We start from the raw sequence: 16,602 nt of genomic DNA on the forward strand, positions 1-16,602 counted from the left end.
GCGGCTTCAGGACGCCGCCTCGATCGACTCCTTGGCGGCCTGGGCGACTGCCTCGGCCGTGATGCCGTACTCGGCGTAGAGCGTCTTGTAGTCCGCCGACGCGCCGTAGTGCTCGAGCGAGACGATGCGACCGGCGTCGCCGACCACCTCGCGCCAGCCCTGCGCCACGCCCGCCTCGACCGAGACGCGGGCCTTCACACCGGACGGGATGACCGACTCGCGGTAGGCGTCGTCCTGCTTGTTGAACCACTCGAGCGAGGGCATGGAGACCACGCGAGCCTGCACGCCGTCGGCGGCGAGGAGCTTGCGCGCCTCGACGGCGAGCTGCACCTCGGAGCCGGTACCCACGAGGACGACGTCAGGCGTGCCGTCCGTGTCCAGGAGGGTGTAGGCGCCCTTGAGCGTGCCCTCTGCGGCGGCGAAGCCGTCCGTGCCGCGGGGGTACGTCGGCACGTTCTGCCGGGTCAGCACGAGGCCGGCCGGGTTGTCGCGGTTCTCGAGGATGCCGCGCCACGCCCAGGCGGTCTCGTTCGCGTCCGCCGGGCGGACGACGTCGAGGTTCGGGATGGCCCGCAGCGACGCGAGGTGCTCCACCGGCTGGTGGGTCGGGCCGTCCTCGCCGAGGCCGATCGAGTCGTGCGTCCAGACGAACGTCGTGGGGATGCTCATCAGCGCGGCCAGGCGGACCGACGCGCGCATGTAGTCGGCGAACTGCAGGAACGTGCCGCCGTAGGGGCGGGTCAGGCCGTGCAGCACGATGCCGTTCAGGATCGAGCCCATGCCGTGCTCACGGATGCCGAAGTGCAGGGTGCGGCCGTAGGGCTCGCCCGGGAACTTCTTGGTCGCGTGCTCGGCCGGCACGAAGGACGGCACGTTGTCCATCGTCGTGTTGTTGGAGCCGGCCAGGTCGGCCGAGCCGCCCCACAGCTCGGGCAGCACGTCCGCGAGCGCGTTGAGCACCTTGCCCGACGCCGCACGGGTCGCGACGCCCTTCTCGCTGGCCTCGAACTCGGGCAGCGAGCCGGCCCAGTCCTCCGGCAGCTCGTGGGCGCGCAGCCGCTCGAGGAGGGCCGCCTGCTGCGGGTTGGCGTCCTTCCACGCGGCGAAGGCGGACTCCCACGCCTCACGCTTGTCGCCCTGGCGCTCGGCGACGGACCGCGTGTAGGCGAGCACCTCGGCGTCGATGGCGAACGTCGCCTCGGGGTCGAGGCCGAGCGCGGACTTGAGGCCCTTGACCTCGTCGGTGCCCATGGCCGAACCGTGGATGCCGCCCGTGTTCTGCTTGGTGGGCGCCGGCCAACCGATGATCGTGCGCAGCGCGATGATCGACGGCTTGCCGGTCTCCGCCTTGGCGGCGTCGAGCGCCGCGGCCAGCGCGTCCTTGTCCTCCGCGTAGCCGTCGCCGCCCGAGGTCCAGTCCACACGCTGGGTGTGCCAGCCGTAGGCCTCGTAGCGCTTCAGCACGTCCTCGGTGAACGCGATGTCGGTGTCGTCCTCGATCGAGATCTTGTTGTCGTCCCAGATCAGGATCAGGTTGCCGAGCTGCTGGTGGCCCGCGAGCGACGAGGCCTCGGAGGTCACGCCCTCCTGCAGGTCGCCGTCGGAGGCGATCACGTACACGTGGTGGTCGAACGGCGACTCGCCCGGCGCGGAGGCGGGGTCGAGGAGGCCACGCTCGCGGCGGGAGGCCATCGCCATGCCGACGGCGGAGGCGAGGCCCTGACCCAGCGGGCCGGTGGTGATCTCGACGCCGGTCGTGTGGCGGTACTCCGGGTGGCCGGGGGTCTTGGAGCCCCAGGTCCGCAGTGCGGCGATGTCGTCCATCTCGAGGCCGTAGCCCGCGAGGAAGAGCTGCAGGTAGATGGTCAGCGACGAGTGTCCGGCGCTCAGCACGAACCGGTCACGGCCGAGCCACTCGGGGTCGGACGGGTCGTGGCGCATGGCCTTCTGGAAGAGGAGGTACGCGGCCGGCGCGAGCGAGATCGCGGTTCCGGGATGTCCGTTGCCCACCTTCTCGACGGCGTCCGCAGCCAGTGCCTTGATGGCCTTGACCGCTCGCTCGTCGAGCTCCGACCACTCCAGGGGCTTCAGCACGGGGTCGAAAGCGTTCACGAGTCCTCTTTCTCTCCGCCGTCGGCTCCCACCCGCCCGGGGGAGCGGACGGGCCGGAGAGCCGCGCAGCGTGCGTGCGGCGGCGGCGGGATGCCGGCCGCGCTTCGTTCGATGGCGTCAACAACCCTATACGCGCGCATCATCCGTCGCGCAGGGCTGTCCACGCTGTGTACAGCCGGTGCGCTCAGGACAAATCTCACACGTGGTGGGGGGAATGCAGTGTGCGACCGAGTCATACCGGGACGTACGATGAGCACGCGCCTGACCGGTACGAGGACCTACCAGGTGCGCTACCGACCTCAGGACTCTCCCGAACGGAACTGCGACGCGCGTGAGAACGAGCCACACGACGACCGGCCAGACCGCGCGTCCCCAGACGTCCGGCCCCCAGGGGTCCGCCACCGACGACGGCCCGCGTCCCGGCGGCTGGTTCCTGCGCCGGGCCGGCGCTTACGTCGCACTCACCAAGCCCCGCGTGATCGAGCTGCTGCTCATCACCACGGTGCCCACCATGATCCTCGCGGCCGACGGGCTGCCGGGCTTCTGGCTCATCGTCGCCACCCTGATCGGTGGCGCGGGTGCCGCGGGCAGCGCCAACGCGTTCAACATGTGGTGGGACCGCGACATCGACCAGGTGATGAACCGGACCAAGAAGCGGCCGATGGCGACGGGGGAGATCACCCCGGCCGCAGGCCTGGTGTTCGCCTCGATCCTCGGCCTGCTGTCGCTGGCGTGGTTCGCCCTCGTCGTCAACTGGGCGACGATGTGGCTGGCCCTGTCGGCCATCGTCATCTACGTCGTCGGCTACACGATGATCCTCAAGCGTCGGACCCCGCAGAACATCGTGTGGGGCGGCATCGCGGGCTGCATACCGGTGTTCATCGGCTGGGCCTCGGTGACCGGCGGGCTGAGCTGGGCGGCGGTCGCGCTGTTCGGCGTCATCTTCTTCTGGACGCCCCCGCACTACTGGCCGCTGTCGATCAAGTTCAAGAAGGACTACGCCAACGCGCAGGTCCCGATGCTGCCGGTGGTCAGCGACGACAAGCGGGTCGCCGCCGAGATGGTGGGCTACACGCTCGCGATGATCGCCTGCTCGCTCCTCCTGACGCCCCTCGCGGGCATGTCGTGGGTGTACACGGTGGCGGCCGCTGCTCTGGGCGGCTGGTTCCTCTGGTCCACGATCGCCATGCTGCGCCGGGCGCAGGGCAGTGCCAAGGGCAAGCTGGGCGCCATGAAGGTGTTCCACGCGTCGATCACGTACCTGTCGCTGCTCTTCGTGGCGGTGGCCGTGGACGTGTTCCTCCCCTTCTGACCCCGTGGTTCTGAGCCAGGTCACCGCGCGGTCATGATTCGGCCGGTCCGGACGGCCCGGCCTAGGCTGAGCGCGTGACCGAGACCCCAGCCGACCGAACCACCGCCGCTCACCAGTCCGGGAGCTACTCCGCGGGACTGCCGACGGCGTCCGCCGCCACGACGGAGGACGACCTCGCCCCCCGCCGGGCGGCCCGCGAGAAGTCGCGCGTGGCGCCCGACTACGCGCGTGCCTGGCTCCTGCTCTCCGCGATGCGGACCGAGCTCTTCGACAAGGCGCAGCTCTCCCGTGCGGACCAGGTGATCCTCGACTGCGAGGACGCCATCGACGACTCGTTGAAGGACGAGGCACGCGAGAACGTCATCCGGTGGATCAAGAACGGCGGCAGCGCCTGGGTCCGGATCAACGACCGCCAGGCGTCCTCGTGGGCGGACGACGTCGCCCACCTGCGCGGGCTCAAGGGCCTCAACGGGGTCATGCTCGCCAAGACGGAGAGCGCCGACGACGTCATCGACACCGCGCAGCGCCTCGGCGGCGACGTGCCGGTGATCCCGCTCGTGGAATCGGCCCTCGGTATCGAGGAGGCCGTCAACATCGCCAAGGCCCGTGGTGCGTTCCGGCTCGCCTTCGGCTCCGGCGACTACCGCCGTGACACCGGCGCGGCGAACGAGCCCATGGCCATGGCGTACCCGCGCACGCGCCTCGTCGTCGCCAGCCGGATCGGCGGCCTGCCGGGCCCGGTCGACGGCCCCACGGTGGGTTCGTCGCACGCGCTGCTGCGCGAGCAGTCCGCGGACGCCGTGAACCTCGGCATGACCGGGAAGCTCTGCCTGGACTTCGAGCAGCCCGCGGTCATCAACGAGAGCTTCGCGCCCACGTCGTCCGACGTGGCCTGGGCCGTCGACTTCTTCGCCGAGTTCGAGGCGGCGGGCTCCGTCATCCGCGACGGCAGCGACAAGCCGCGCCTCGCCCGCGCGCAGGTCATCCGCTCGCGCGCCGAGCTGTTCGGGATCGACCCGGCCTGACCGGGTGATCTACCGGGCGTCGCGGTCGTCCGGCGTGGCCCGCCTGCCGGCGCGGGCCGCGCTCGGCATGATGGGTCGGTGTCCACCGCCCCGACCCCCGTGCAGTCGTACCGCTCGTCCCCGGCCCAGCAGGCCCAGCCGGCCCCGGCCCGGCCCTCCCCGGCCCTGAACGCCCGGCTGGACGGTGCCCTGCGGGACTACCTCGCGCACCTGAGCGTGGAACGGGGCCTCTCGGCCAACACCGTCGCGGCGTACCGGCGCGACCTCGTGCGGTACGCGGGGTACCTCGCGGCGGCCGGCCGGACCGGGCTGTCCGGGATCACCGAGGCCGACGTCACGGGGTTCGTCGAGGCGGTGCGGCAGGGGGCCGACGGCGGCCGCCCCCTGTCGCCGTCGTCCACCGCGCGGGCCCTGGCGGCCGTACGGGGCTGGCACCGGTTCGCCCAGGCGGAGGGCCTGGCGGTGGACGACCCGTCCGCGGAGGTGCGCGCACCGACCCAGCTGCGCCGTCTGCCGCACGCGCTCTCCGTCGACGACGTGGGTGCGCTCCTGGACGCGGCCGGCGCGGGCGAGGGTCCGCTGCCGCTGCGCGACCGGGCGCTCCTCGAGCTGCTCTACGCGACCGGTGCGCGGATCTCCGAGATCGTGGGGCTGGACGTCGACGGGGTGAGCGACCGTACCGCCGTGCGGCTGTTCGGCAAGGGCTCCAAGGAGCGGGCGGTGCCGGTCGGATCGTTCGCGCGGGACGCGCTCGAGGCCTACCTGGTGCGGGCGCGCCCGGCGCTGGCCGCCGCCGGCCGGGGCACGCCCGCCCTGTTCCTCAACACGCGCGGCGCGCGGATGTCGCGGCAGACCGCCTGGGCCGCGCTGCAGTCCGCCGCCGCGCGCGCGGGTCTCACGGAGCACGTCTCGCCCCACACCCTGCGGCACTCGTTCGCCACCCACCTGCTGTCCGGCGGAGCGGACGTCCGCGTGGTGCAGGAGCTGCTGGGGCACGCGTCCGTCACGACCACGCAGATCTACACGATGGTCACGCCGGACGCGCTGCGCGAGGTCTACGCCGCCGCCCACCCGCGGGCGCGCTAGGACGGGCGTGCTGACTGCACCCCGTTGCGGCCGCTACCGCGCCCACTCGTCCGCGTGGCCGGCGACGAACTCGGTGAAGGCGCGTGGCGGGCGACCGGTCAGCTCGAGCACCGCGGTGCTCACCCGGTCCTCGTGGCCCTCCTTGATCCCACGCTCGACGGCGGCCAGCGCCGCGGCGAACTCCGTGGGCAGCCCAGCGGCGCGGTAGGCGGCAGCCTGTTCGTCCTGCGTCAGGGGCTCCACCCGGACGCGCCTGCCGGTCTGCGCCGTGATGATCCGTGCTGCCTGCGGATAGCTCATCGCGTGCGGCCCCGTGATCAGGTAGTCGCTCCGGGTGTCCGCCGAGACCTCGGTCAGGAGGGCGGCGGCACTGGCCGCGACGTCGTGCGCATCGACCCACCCCAGCCGGCCGTCGCCCGCCGCCGTGCGGATCTCGCCGAACCGCCGGATGCGCTCGGCCAGGGGGTGCGGGCGCAAGAAGTTCTGCATGAACCCGGACGCGCGGAGCACGACACCTCCGGCCTGAGCCCGGACCTGAGCGCCCACCTCCACGGCGCCGGGTGCGTTCGGCAGCACGATGGCGGAGCCGAGCAGCACGAGACGCCGGATACCGGCCCGTTCCGCCCGGCGCAGGAACGGACCGACCTGCGGCAGCGGGTCCACGCTCTCCACCGGCGGAAGGAGGAAGACCCGGTCCGCCCCGTCGAGTGCGGGACCATGCGTGCCCGGGTCGTTCCAGTCGAAGCGGACCGAGTCAGGGTCGCCTGCGGCCGGGTTCCGGCTGGCGACCCGAACCAGCACACCGGCGTCGCGCAGCATGCGCACCAGTGCCTTGCCGGTCGTGCCGGTCCCTCCGGTGACGAGCACGCGCGACATCAGGCGTCCCCGTTCTCGAGCGAGCTGATCAGCGCGCCGAGATTCCCGGCGGCCGAGGCGGCCGACAGCGGGCTCCAGTAGTCGCGGAACAAAGTGATCAGCCCGTCGCGGACCGTGAGAACGACGATGTAGTCCAGACGGTAGGGCTGGGTGGTGGCCACCGTGCGGCCGGTTGCCGTCCACTCCACCACCACGGTGTCCGGGTCGTCCGTCGGCCGCACGGTCCGGGCGGCCACCTCCGTCATCTCCATCAGCTCGGGATAGTGATCGAGGTAGGCCCGTACTTCCTCGCGTCCCCGAAGACGGCGCGGCGAGCTACCGGCGGCGAACGGGAACTCCGCGATCCCGTCAGGCGCGAAGAGCTCTGCCACGGCCGCCATGTCGGCGGCCAGGATCAGGTCGGTCATGCGGCGGAACGTTTCCTCCGGCGTGCTGGTCATCAGGTCTCCTGGTGGTCTCTACGGCGTGGTCAGGTCCGCGGGCGGTCGGCCCACCGGCCGGACCACGATGCGCAGCCGACCCGCAGGTGGGGAACGGACAGCTGAGCCTCGGACCAGCAGTACGAGGTTCGGCGGCTCGGCGCGTGACACGATGCACGGGTGAGCAGCCAAGAGCTCGCGGACTTTCTCCGCCGCCGCCGCGAGGACCTGCGACCAGCCGATACGCCAGGCGGAGCGACGTTCCCAGCCGGCAGGCGTGCCCGGCGTACTCCCGGCCTGCGCCGCGAGGAAGTGGCCGCCCTGGCACAGGTGTCGGTGAGCTACTACGAACGGCTGGAACGGGCACGGGCGCCCCGGCCTTCACCACAGGTGCTGTCCGCACTGGCGACCGCTCTCCAGCTCACCGGGGCCGAACGCGACCACCTGGCCCGCCTGGCCGGCCAGGTGCTGCCGGCGACGTACGCCGGCGGGCCGGAGCAGTTACCCGAGAGCGCTGAACAGCTGCTCGGCGGACTTGACGGCATCCCGGCCTACATCGTCGACGAGCGGCAGGACGTCGTCGCCTGGAACGCGGCAGCGGCGGCCCTGATCACGGACTTCTCCCGTCTGGCCCGGGACGAGCGCAACGTCACGCGCATCTCGACGAGACTCCGCGGCACCCTCTGCGTGGGCGCGCCTGGTGCCGAGTCCGACTTCTCCCGGCAGACGGCCGCTCAGCTGCGTGCGGCCGGTGTTCGGCACCCCACCGACAACGTGCTCGCCGAGCTCGTCAACGAGTTCGCCGCCCACGACCCAGATTTCGCGAGCGGCTGGCGTCAGCACGCCGTGCGCCCCCTGCCCAGCGTGCGCAAGAAGTTGCGGCACCCGACAGCGGGCGAGCTGGAGATCGACCGGAACACCCTTGACCTGCCCGGCTCCGGATTCTCCCTGGTGATGTACACGGCGGAAGCCGGCAGCCCCAGCGCCGCCGCCCTGAAGAGCCTCTGACCGCAGCCCCGACGGAGCATGAGCCGCCACGCCGAGGCTTTCGCGGGGCGGCGCCCACACTCTGGTATAGCGTGGCGGGCGTGAGCGAGGCACCCAGCCAGGAGGGAGCGAACACGATGACCGACATACTTCTCGGCAAGGCGGTCGTCGGCGCACCCACGGACTCGGAGATCGTGCGCGACGTCGTCGGGCGCACCATGCCGGAGCTGCCGGAGCCGGCACCGCTGACGAGCCACGGACCGGCGCGCATCATCGCGATGTGCAACCAGAAGGGTGGCGTCGGCAAGACCACCACCACGATCAACCTCGGCGCCTGTCTGGCGGAGTACGGCCGCAAGGTGCTCCTCGTTGACTTCGACCCGCAGGGCGCCGCGTCGGTCGGTATCGGGGTCAACCCGCACGAGCTCGACCTCACCGTCTACAACCTGCTCATGGAGCGGAACGTGGACATCCACGACGTGCTCATCCCGTCCGGGATCGAGAACCTCGACGTGCTGCCCGCGAACATCGACCTGTCGGCGGCCGAGGTGCAGCTCGTGGGGGAGGTGGCTCGCGAGTCGGTGCTCGCCCGTGCCCTGCGCCCGGTGATCGACGACTACGACGTGATCCTCATCGACTGCCAGCCCAGCCTGGGGCTGCTCACCGTGAACGCGCTGACCGCCGCGCACGGCGTGCTGATCCCGCTCGAGTGCGAGTTCTTCGCGCTGCGCGGCGTCGCGCTGCTGGTGGAGACCATCGAGAAGGTCCGCGACCGGCTGAACCCGGCCCTGGAGATCGACGGTATCCTCCCGACCATGTACGACTCGCGCACCCTCCACTCCCGGGAGGTCGTGGCCCGGGTGCACGAGGCGTTCGGCGACACGCTGCTGCACTCGATCATCGGGCGCACGGTGAAGTTCCCCGACGCCACGGTCGCCGCGGAGCCCATCACGGCCTACGCGCCAGGGCACCCGGGCGCTGCCGCGTACCGTCAGCTAGCTCGGGAGCTCGTGGCCCGTGGCGACGCTGCCTGATGTGGAGGCGCGGGGTGCGGAGGTCCAGGAACGGGACGCCCCCACGGAGCTGGACCGGGACGCCGGGAAGCCGACCGTAGCGCCTGACGTCCGCACGGCGCCGGAGGAGCCCGGCCCCGACGGCTCGCCCGCCGACGAGCGCCGCGGGTCCCGCACGTTCCAGGTGCGGCTGCACAACTTCGAGGGGCCGTTCGACCTGCTGCTCTCGCTCATCGCGAAGCACAAGATGGACGTCACCGAGGTGGCGCTCGCGGTCGTGACCGACGAGTTCGTGGCGCACATCCGGGAGGCGGAGCGGGCCTCCCGCGAGGCCGCCGCGCGGGGCGAGGAGCACGCGTCCTGGGACCTCGGCGTGGCCAGCGAGTTCCTCGTCATCGCGGCGACTCTGCTCGACCTCAAGGCCGCCCGGCTGCTCCCCGGCGTCGTCGACGAGGACGCCGAGGACCTGGAGCTGCTCGAGGCCCGCGACCTGCTGTTCGCCCGGCTCCTGCAGTACCGGGCCTACAAGGAGGTCTCGAAGGTCATCGCGGAGCAGCTGGCGTCGGCCGGGCGCCGCGTGCCGCGCCTGACGCCGCTCGAGCCGCACCTCGCGGCGATCCTGCCCGAGCTGGTCTGGAACACGTCGGGGGAGCAGCTCGCCGAGCTGGCCGCACGGGTGCTGGCCCCCAAGCCGCCGCCCGTGGTGGGTCTTGCCCACCTGCACGGCTCGGCGGTCAGCGTGCGCGAGGAGGCTGGCGTCATCGTGCAGCGCCTCCGGGCGGAGCAGTCCCTCACGTTCCGGTCGCTGACGGCGGGCTCGGAGCGGCTCGTGGCCGTCGCCCGGTTCCTGGCGCTCCTGGAGCTGTTCCGCGACTCCCTGGTCAGCTTCGAGCAGGTCACTCCGCTGGGTGAGCTGACGGTGCGGTGGACCGCCGGGCCGGACGACGGCGAGAAGTACCTCGACCCCCGGGCCGGGCCCAGCGAGTTCGACGAGGGTGACCTCGTGGTGCCGGCGGAGGTGCTGGGCGAGGAGGCCGGTGACGACCCGGTGGGGGAGCCGGGGGGCCCACAGGAACCAGCGGACACCGCGCAGCCAGGAACGGAGGCGACAGCATGACCGTCGAAGAACAGGCCCTCGAGGCCACGCAGGTGGACGCCCCGGCCGCGGGGCCGTCGCGGGACGAGCCGGCCTTCGTCGACGTGCACGCGCTCCCGGGCGGCGCGCACGCCGCCGTGGAGGCGGTGCTCATGGTGGCCGACGCGCCGATCGGCGCCGACCGTATCGCCGCGTCGCTGAACCTCACGCAGGACGAGACCGACGACATCCTGCACGAGCTGGCCGACGAGTACGCGGGCCACCTCGGGTCCCGGCCCCGCGGGTTCGAGCTGCGCAGGACGGTGGACGGGTGGCGCATCTACTCGTCGGCGGCGCACGCGGACCCGGTGGGACGCTTCGTGCTGGACGGTCAGTCGTCCAGGTTGAGCCAGGCTGCCCTGGAGACGCTGGCGGTGGTCGCCTACCGGCAGCCGGTGACGCGCGGCCAGGTCAGCGCGGTGCGCGGGGTCAACGTGGACGGGGTCGTGCGGACCCTGCTGACCCGCGGACTGATCGCCGAGATCGGCCAGGACCCGAGCTCGGGTGCGGTTCTGTTCGGAACCACGGGATACTTCTTGGAGCGGATGGACTTCTCGTCGCTCGACGAGCTGCCTCCGCTGGCGCCGCACCTGCCGGACCTCGACACGTTCGACGGCCTCGACGGGCTGGACTCGTAGTCCGGTCCCCGGGCCCGGGTACCGGGTCCGAACACGGACCCGTAGGCAGGGCCGCAGCGCTTTCCCGACTCACCGAGAGATGAATCATGAGCAACGAACGCCGCGGCGGGAGCCGCCGCGAATCCAGTGGTGGCCAGCAGCCGCGCCGACCCGACCATTCCGGCAAGGGCGGCAAGAACTTCCGGGGCGGCAGCTCGGCCAAGAGCCGCGCCCAGGCCAACGCGCCACGCCGTAAGCCCGCCAAGCCGGCGGAGCAGGGCCGTGACGTCCACGTCGAGGGCGGGGTGCGGCTGCAGAAGGTCCTGGCCCAGGCCGGGCTGGGGTCCCGCCGCGCGAGCGAGGAGCTCATCGCGAACGGACACGTCGAGGTCGACGGTCAGGTCGTCACGGAGCTGGGTGTGCGGATCGACCCCGCCACCGCCGTCGTGCACGTGGACGGGCTGCGGATCCAGCTCGACCAGGCCAAGGTGACCATCGCGCTGAACAAGCCGATCGGCGTGGTCTCGACGATGGACGACCCCAAGGGGCGTCCGACCGTCGCCGACCTCATCAAGAACCGTGAGGAGCGGCTGTTCCACGTGGGCCGGCTCGACGCCGACAGCGAGGGCCTGCTGCTCCTGACGAACGACGGCGAGCTCGCCAACCGGCTCTCCCACCCCAAGTACGAGATCGCCAAGACGTACCTGGTGACCGTCGAGGGCGAGATCTTCCCGCGCGTCGGCAAGCAGCTGCTGAACGGTGTGGAGCTCGACGACGGCGTCGCGAAGATGGACGCGGTGCACGTGGTCCAGCAGATCGACGGCTACGCGATGCTCGAGGTGGTGCTGCACGAGGGACGCAACAGGATCGTGCGCCGGATGTTCGACGCGGTCGGGCACCCCGTGACCCGCCTCGTGCGCACCCGGATCGGACCGGTCCCGCTGGGCGACCTCAAGTCGGGCCGCACCAGAGTCCTGGGCCGCACAGAGCTAGGCACCCTCATGGGTGCGGTAGACCTGTAACCTCGACCGCTGAGTGCTGGGTATCTGTGCCCTGAGAAGCACTCTGACAGCACATACCCAGCACTCAACGGAAAGCGAGCGGGACTGTGACCAGCCCTGTTGTGATCGCGATTGACGGGCCGTCCGGCTCCGGCAAGTCGAGCGTGTCGAAGGCGGTCGCCGCGCGGCTCGGCCTGGCCTACCTCGACACGGGCGCCATGTACCGGGCGGCCACCGTGTGGGGCATGGAGACGGCCGACCTGGACGACGCCGTCTCCATCGCCACGGCCGTCCGCGCGATGCCGCTGGTCATGGGCCTGGACCCGGCCGCCCCGGGGGTCGAGCTGGACGGTCGGGACGTCGCCGTGACGATCCGCTCGACCGAGGTCACCGCCGCCGTGTCGAAGGTGGCGTCCAACCTCGAGGTCCGGGCGGAGCTCAAGCGGCTCCAGCGCGAGATCATCGAGCAGGAGTCCAGCCCGGTGCGGGCGGTGCAGTCTGGCGGCCGCGGGATCGTGGCGGAGGGCCGCGACATCACCACGGTCGTCGCGCCCGACGCCGACGTCCGCGTCCTGCTCACGGCGTCCGAGGAGGCGCGTCTGCGCCGGCGGTCGCTGGAGGTGCACGGCGCGGCCGACGCCGGCGCGGTCGACGCCACGCGGGACCAGGTGCTGCGCCGGGACCGGGACGACGCGAAGGTGACGCAGTTCCAGGTAGCGGCCGACGGCGTGGCCACCGTCGACTCCAGCGACCTCGACTTCGAGCAGACCGTCGAGGCCGTGCTCGCCGTCGTCGCGCAGGTGACGGGGCGCGAGGTGGCGCCGTCCGCGTAGTCCGGACGGCCGGAGCGACGCAGGTCATACGGCCGCGGGGCGGCCTCAGCACGCCAGGCCTGCGACAATGGGGGCATGACCCACGACTCCTCTGCATCGGAGGCTGCTGCGCTGGACGCCGCGGCCCGAGATGATGCTGCCCTGGACGCTGCCGCCCCGGCCGCACCCGACCTCGATCTCGCCGAGACCGAGGACGACATCGCGCGCGAGCGTGCACTGCGCGTCGGCCTCGAGGAGTTCGAGCTCGACGAGTCGGACGAGGCACTGCTCGACTCCGAGTGGAGCGACGAGCGGGCGGAGGCCGAGGCGGCGCTGCCCGTGCTGGCCATCGTCGGCCGACCGAACGTCGGCAAGTCGACGCTGGTCAACCGGATCCTCGGCCGCCGAGAGGCGGTCGTGGCCGACAAGCCGGGCGTGACGCGGGACCGCGTCTCCTACCCGGCCGAGTGGGCCGGCCGCCGGTTCATGCTCGTCGACACGGGCGGCTGGGAGGTCGACGTCGCCGGCATCGAGTCGAAGGTGGCCGAGCAGGCAGAGGTCGCGATCTCCCTGGCCGACGCCGTGGTGTTCGTGGTCGACGCCGCCGTGGGCGCCACCGCGACCGACGAGCGGGTGGTGGAGCTGCTGCGCCGTTCCGGCAAGCCGGTGGTGCTGTGCGCCAACAAGGTGGACGGTGCCTCGGGCGAGGCGGACGCCACGTACCTCTGGGCGCTGGGCCTCGGCGAGCCGCACCCCGTCTCGGCGCTGCACGGCCGTGGCACGGGCGACCTGCTCGACGGCGCGGTCAAGGCACTGCCCACCACGTCGCAGCACGGCGCGCTGCGCCCCGCCGGCCCGCGCCGGGTCGCACTGGTCGGGCGGCCGAACGTCGGCAAGTCCTCGCTGCTGAACAAGATCGCCGGATCCGAGCGTGTCGTCGTCGACGAGGTCGCGGGCACCACACGTGATCCGGTCGACGAGCTCATCGAGCTGCGCGGCATCCCGTACTGGTTCGTGGACACCGCGGGCATCCGCCGTCGGGTGCACCAGGCCAAGGGTGCCGACTTCTACGCGTCGCTGCGCACCGCCGCCGCCATCGAGAAGGCGGAGATCGGCGTGGTCCTCGTGGACGCGTCCAACCCGCTGACCGAGCAGGACATCCGGGTGATCCAGCAGGTCGTGGACGCCGGCCGCGCGCTCGTCATCGCGTACAACAAGTGGGACCTCATGGACGAGGACCGCCGGCCCTTCCTCGAGCGTGAGATCGAGAAGGAGCTGGTGCAGATCGCCTGGGCGCCCCGGGTCAACCTGTCGGCGCGCACCGGATGGCACAGCGAACGGCTGGTCCCCGCGATCGAGCGTTCGCTCGCGTCCTGGGACCGGCGTGTCCCGACCGGCAAGCTCAACGCGTTCCTCGGCGAGCTCGTCGCGGCGCACCCGCACCCGCTGCGCGGTGGCAAGCAGTCGCGGATCCTCTTCGCGACGCAGGCCTCCACCCGGCCGCCGCGGTTCGTCATCTTCGCCACGGGCTTCATCGAGGCGGGCTACCGCCGGTTCATCGAGCGCCGTCTGCGCGAGACGTTCGGCTTCGAGGGCACACCGATCGAGATCTCGGTGCGCGTCCGGGAGAAGCGCCGCCGCTGAGCCACCGAAGATCCCGCGCTACCCAGCGATTCGGCCCGAAAGTCGCGTGATTTTCGGGCCGAATCGCTAGGTAGCGGCGGACTTTTGTGCGAGCGCCGGGCCTGGTGCCCACGGAGCGGGCAAATCGCGGTACCTTCGGGTCGTGCTTCCGGCCAGTATCCCCAGCCCTGACCCGGTGTGGACCCAGTTCAGCCTGGGCCCGCTCACCATCCACACCTACGCCCTGTGTCTGCTGGCCGGCATCGCCGCCGCCGCCTACATCACGGACCGGCGGCTCCGAGCCCGCGGGGCGGCCCCCGGGCTCGCCCTCGACATAGCGATGTGGGCGGTGCCGATCGGCATCGTCGGCGCCCGGATCTACCACGTGCTCACCCACCTCGGCGACTTCACCGGACCGGGCGTGGACCCGTGGGCCTGGGTGCGGATCTGGGAGGGCGGCAACGCTCTGTTCGGGTCCCTGCTCGGTGGGGCCGTGGGTGTCTGGATCGGCTGCCGGCAGACCGGCCTGCGCTTCGGGTCGTTCGCCGACGCGCTCGCCCCCGGCCTGCTCGCCGCGCAGGCGATCGGTCGGCTGGGCAACTACGTGAACCAGGAGCTGTTCGGCCTGCCGACCACGCTGCCGTGGGGCCTGGAGATCCGGTCCGACGCGCCGATGTTCCCCGACTGGGCGGACCCCGGCACGTTGTTCCACCCGCTGTTCCTGTACGAGATGATCTGGAACCTCATCGGGATCGCGCTGCTGCTGGCCATCGAGCGACGCGTGGTCCGGCGCAACGCCGCCCTGCTGGCCGACGGCGGCACGCCCGGTGCCGGCCTGCGCTGGGGCCGCATGTTCGGCCTCTACCTGATCTGGTACGGCCTCGGCCGTAGCTGGCTCGAGGCCATCCGCATCGACCCGACGAGCGATGCGCCGCTGGGCGTGCCCGCGAACATCTGGACGTCGGGGATCGCGATCCTGCTCGGTATCGCGATCGTCGTGGTGCAGGGGCGCAGGCACCCGGAGCCGGAGCCGTCGGTGTACCAGCCGGGGCGCGAACCGACGGACGAGGACGCCGCTGACGCCGACTCCGACGCGAGCGACGCCGACACCGCCGCCGCTGATGCCGACGCCAGCGACATCTCCGACACCGACACCTCCGACACCTCCAGCACCGAGAGCGTCGAGGCGAACGGCTCGGCCGACAGCAAGTAGTCGCCGCTCGCTCCGGCCGTACCCGTGGGGCTGTGCCGTGCCTGTGCGCACGGTCACAGCCCTACGGCTTGTTCGTCCGGGCGACGGTTGCGGAGGATGGCGTCATGCCAGCTTCCGGCCCTGGGCACGACCCTGCCCCGACCAGGCGTTCCCGGGGTCCGCGAACCTGGTGGCCCGTCGCCGCCGTCCTCGTGGCCGTGGCGTGGGGCGGCAACGACTTCACCCCGCTGCTCGTGCTGTACCGCGAGCAGGGCGAGATGGGACCCGTCACCGTGGACGCCCTGCTCGCCGTGTACGTGTTCGGCCTGGTGCCCGCCCTGCTGCTGGGCGGACCGCTGTCCGACCGGTTCGGCCGCCGCCCGCTGCTGCTGCCGGCGGCGCCGATCTCCGCGCTCGGCTCCCTCGTGCTCGCGCTCGACCCCGCCAGCCCCCTGGTGCTCGGCGTCGGACGCCTGCTGTGCGGGGTAGCGCTCGGCCTGGCCATGGCCGTGGGCTCCACCTGGCTCACCGAGCTCAGCGCGGCGACCGGCGAACGGTCCGCCGGGCCGCGCCGCGGATCGTTGTCGCTCACCGCGGGTTTCCTCGCCGGAGCGGGGGTGGCGGCCATGCTCGCGCAGTTCGCCCCGTGGCCCACGTTCCTCTCGTACCTGCTGCACGCGGCCGGCTCCCTGCTCGCCGGGCTGGTACTGCTCCGCGTCCCGGAGACCCGGCCCAGCCTCCCGCGCGGCGAACGGCCGCCGCTGCTCGACGACCTGCGCATCACCGCCGTCCGGCACCCGCGGTTCCTGCGGGTCGTGGTACCGCTCGCGCCCTGGGTGTTCGGCTGCGCGAGCTGCGCGTTCGTGGTGCTGCCCAGCCTGCTGACCGACCGCGTGGGCGGCCTGCCCATCGCCTTCGCGGGGGCGATGGCCATCCTCGCCCTCGGCTGCGGCATCGGCATCCAGGTCCTCGCCCGGCGGATCGACACGCCGTCGTCGGCCCGCGCCTCGGTGGTGGCGCTGGTCATCGTCGGCGCGGGGATGGCGCTCGCCGCGTGGGCGTCGGCCGCGGTGTCGCTGCCGGTGGGCGTGGTGGCGGCCGTGGTGCTCGGGGCCGGCTACGGCCTGGCGCTCGTAGCGGGTCTGAGCGAGGTCGCCCGCATCGCGGGGCCGGGGCAGCTCGCCGGGCTCACCGCGGTGTTCTACTCCCTGACGTACCTCGGGTTCTTCGTCCCGATGGTGCTCGCGTGGCTGCGTGACACGTGGTCGTACGAGGAGATGCTCGGCTTCGGGGTGGTGGCCGTGGCGCTGTGCCTGGCCATCGTGGCCGTCTCGTCGCGGCGCGCCCTCCCGGGCGGGATGCGGTAGCTCCGCGCGCGGTGCCGGGCGACGC

General features: G+C 72.2%; 15 protein-coding genes. 12 read left to right on the forward strand and 3 right to left on the reverse strand.

The window, feature by feature from the left end; all coding sequences use genetic code 11:
- Positions 1 to 6 precede the first annotated feature (6 nt).
- Entirely contained in the window at positions 7 to 2,112 is a 2,106-nt protein-coding gene (tkt, locus tag ACFSL2_RS02325) for a transketolase (RefSeq protein WP_377196281.1), read from the reverse strand.
- A gap of 331 nt (positions 2,113 to 2,443) precedes the next feature.
- Here tkt and ACFSL2_RS02330 point away from each other — a divergent pair, with 331 nt between their 5' ends.
- The 3 genes from ACFSL2_RS02330 (at position 2,444) to xerD (ending at position 5,535) form a co-directional block, all read left to right on the forward strand.
- Entirely contained in the window at positions 2,444 to 3,424 is a 981-nt protein-coding gene (locus tag ACFSL2_RS02330; RefSeq protein WP_377196282.1) for a heme o synthase, read from the forward strand.
- 209 nt (positions 3,425 to 3,633) lie between these two features.
- On the forward strand, positions 3,634 to 4,449 hold the full coding sequence (locus ACFSL2_RS02335) for an HpcH/HpaI aldolase/citrate lyase family protein (RefSeq protein ID WP_377200755.1): 816 nt from the start codon (positions 3,634 to 3,636) through the stop codon (positions 4,447 to 4,449).
- A 165-nt stretch (positions 4,450 to 4,614) separates the two neighbouring features.
- On the forward strand, positions 4,615 to 5,535 hold the full coding sequence (gene xerD, locus ACFSL2_RS02340) for a site-specific tyrosine recombinase XerD (RefSeq protein ID WP_377200756.1): 921 nt from the start codon (positions 4,615 to 4,617) through the stop codon (positions 5,533 to 5,535).
- Between the two features lie 33 nt (positions 5,536 to 5,568).
- Here xerD and ACFSL2_RS02345 read toward each other — a convergent pair whose 3' ends face one another.
- Together ACFSL2_RS02345 and ACFSL2_RS02350 are read right to left on the reverse strand one after the other, a co-directional pair.
- Positions 5,569 to 6,411 (reverse strand): NAD(P)H-binding protein, encoded by an 843-nt coding sequence (locus ACFSL2_RS02345; protein WP_377196283.1) that lies wholly within the window; start codon positions 6,409 to 6,411, stop codon positions 5,569 to 5,571.
- Entirely contained in the window at positions 6,411 to 6,851 is a 441-nt protein-coding gene (locus ACFSL2_RS02350; protein ID WP_377196284.1) for a nuclear transport factor 2 family protein, read from the reverse strand. Before ACFSL2_RS02350 ends, ACFSL2_RS02345 begins: the two co-directional genes overlap by 1 nt.
- Before the next feature lie 159 nt (positions 6,852 to 7,010).
- Here ACFSL2_RS02350 and ACFSL2_RS02355 point away from each other — a divergent pair, with 159 nt between their 5' ends.
- From ACFSL2_RS02355 to ACFSL2_RS02395, 9 genes are all read left to right on the forward strand, one after another.
- Positions 7,011 to 7,838, forward strand: coding sequence for a helix-turn-helix transcriptional regulator (locus ACFSL2_RS02355; protein WP_377196285.1), 828 nt, complete (start codon positions 7,011 to 7,013; stop codon positions 7,836 to 7,838).
- Positions 7,839 to 7,954: 116 nt separating this feature from the next.
- Positions 7,955 to 8,851: a ParA family protein gene (locus tag ACFSL2_RS02360; protein ID WP_377200757.1), complete on the forward strand. Its 897-nt coding sequence runs from the start codon at positions 7,955 to 7,957 to the stop codon at positions 8,849 to 8,851.
- Entirely contained in the window at positions 8,835 to 9,947 is a 1,113-nt protein-coding gene (locus ACFSL2_RS02365; RefSeq protein WP_377196286.1) for a segregation and condensation protein A, read from the forward strand. Before ACFSL2_RS02360 ends, ACFSL2_RS02365 begins: the two co-directional genes overlap by 17 nt.
- Complete coding sequence (gene scpB / locus ACFSL2_RS02370; protein WP_377196287.1) at positions 9,944 to 10,603, forward strand: SMC-Scp complex subunit ScpB; 660 nt, start codon at positions 9,944 to 9,946, stop codon at positions 10,601 to 10,603. The genes ACFSL2_RS02365 and scpB overlap by 4 nt, the downstream gene beginning before the upstream one ends.
- Before the next feature lie 86 nt (positions 10,604 to 10,689).
- Positions 10,690 to 11,604 carry a pseudouridine synthase gene (locus ACFSL2_RS02375; RefSeq protein ID WP_377196288.1) on the forward strand — a complete coding sequence of 305 codons (915 nt, stop codon included), beginning with the start codon at positions 10,690 to 10,692 and terminating at the stop codon, positions 11,602 to 11,604.
- Positions 11,605 to 11,690: 86 nt separating this feature from the next.
- Positions 11,691 to 12,416 (forward strand): (d)CMP kinase, encoded by a 726-nt coding sequence (gene cmk / locus ACFSL2_RS02380; protein ID WP_377196289.1) that lies wholly within the window; start codon positions 11,691 to 11,693, stop codon positions 12,414 to 12,416.
- Positions 12,417 to 12,491: 75 nt separating this feature from the next.
- Entirely contained in the window at positions 12,492 to 14,039 is a 1,548-nt protein-coding gene (gene der, locus ACFSL2_RS02385) for a ribosome biogenesis GTPase Der (protein WP_377196290.1), read from the forward strand.
- A gap of 142 nt (positions 14,040 to 14,181) precedes the next feature.
- Positions 14,182 to 15,231, forward strand: coding sequence for a prolipoprotein diacylglyceryl transferase (lgt, locus tag ACFSL2_RS02390; RefSeq protein ID WP_377196291.1), 1,050 nt, complete (start codon positions 14,182 to 14,184; stop codon positions 15,229 to 15,231).
- 104 nt (positions 15,232 to 15,335) lie between these two features.
- Entirely contained in the window at positions 15,336 to 16,577 is a 1,242-nt protein-coding gene (locus ACFSL2_RS02395) for an MFS transporter (protein WP_377196292.1), read from the forward strand.
- Positions 16,578 to 16,602 lie beyond the last annotated feature (25 nt).

This window comes from Promicromonospora aerolata, from assembly GCF_042682255.1.
Classification (GTDB): Bacteria; Actinomycetota; Actinomycetes; order Actinomycetales; family Cellulomonadaceae; genus Promicromonospora; species Promicromonospora aerolata.

Bases quoted from the DNA above. Each gene is read 5' to 3' on its own strand.
- ACFSL2_RS02360 (WP_377200757.1), top strand. From the start codon at position 7,955: ATGACCGACATACTTCTCGGCAAGGCGGTCGTCGGCGCACCCACGGAC.
- ACFSL2_RS02375 (WP_377196288.1), top strand. From the start codon at position 10,690: ATGAGCAACGAACGCCGCGGCGGGAGCCGCCGCGAATCCAGTGGTGGC.
- ACFSL2_RS02395 (WP_377196292.1), top strand. From the start codon at position 15,336: ATGCCAGCTTCCGGCCCTGGGCACGACCCTGCCCCGACCAGGCGTTCC.
- ACFSL2_RS02350 (WP_377196284.1), bottom strand. From the start codon at position 6,851: ATGACCAGCACGCCGGAGGAAACGTTCCGCCGCATGACCGACCTGATC.
- der (WP_377196290.1), top strand. From the start codon at position 12,492: ATGACCCACGACTCCTCTGCATCGGAGGCTGCTGCGCTGGACGCCGCG.
- scpB (WP_377196287.1), top strand. From the start codon at position 9,944: ATGACCGTCGAAGAACAGGCCCTCGAGGCCACGCAGGTGGACGCCCCG.
- ACFSL2_RS02345 (WP_377196283.1), bottom strand. From the start codon at position 6,411: ATGTCGCGCGTGCTCGTCACCGGAGGGACCGGCACGACCGGCAAGGCA.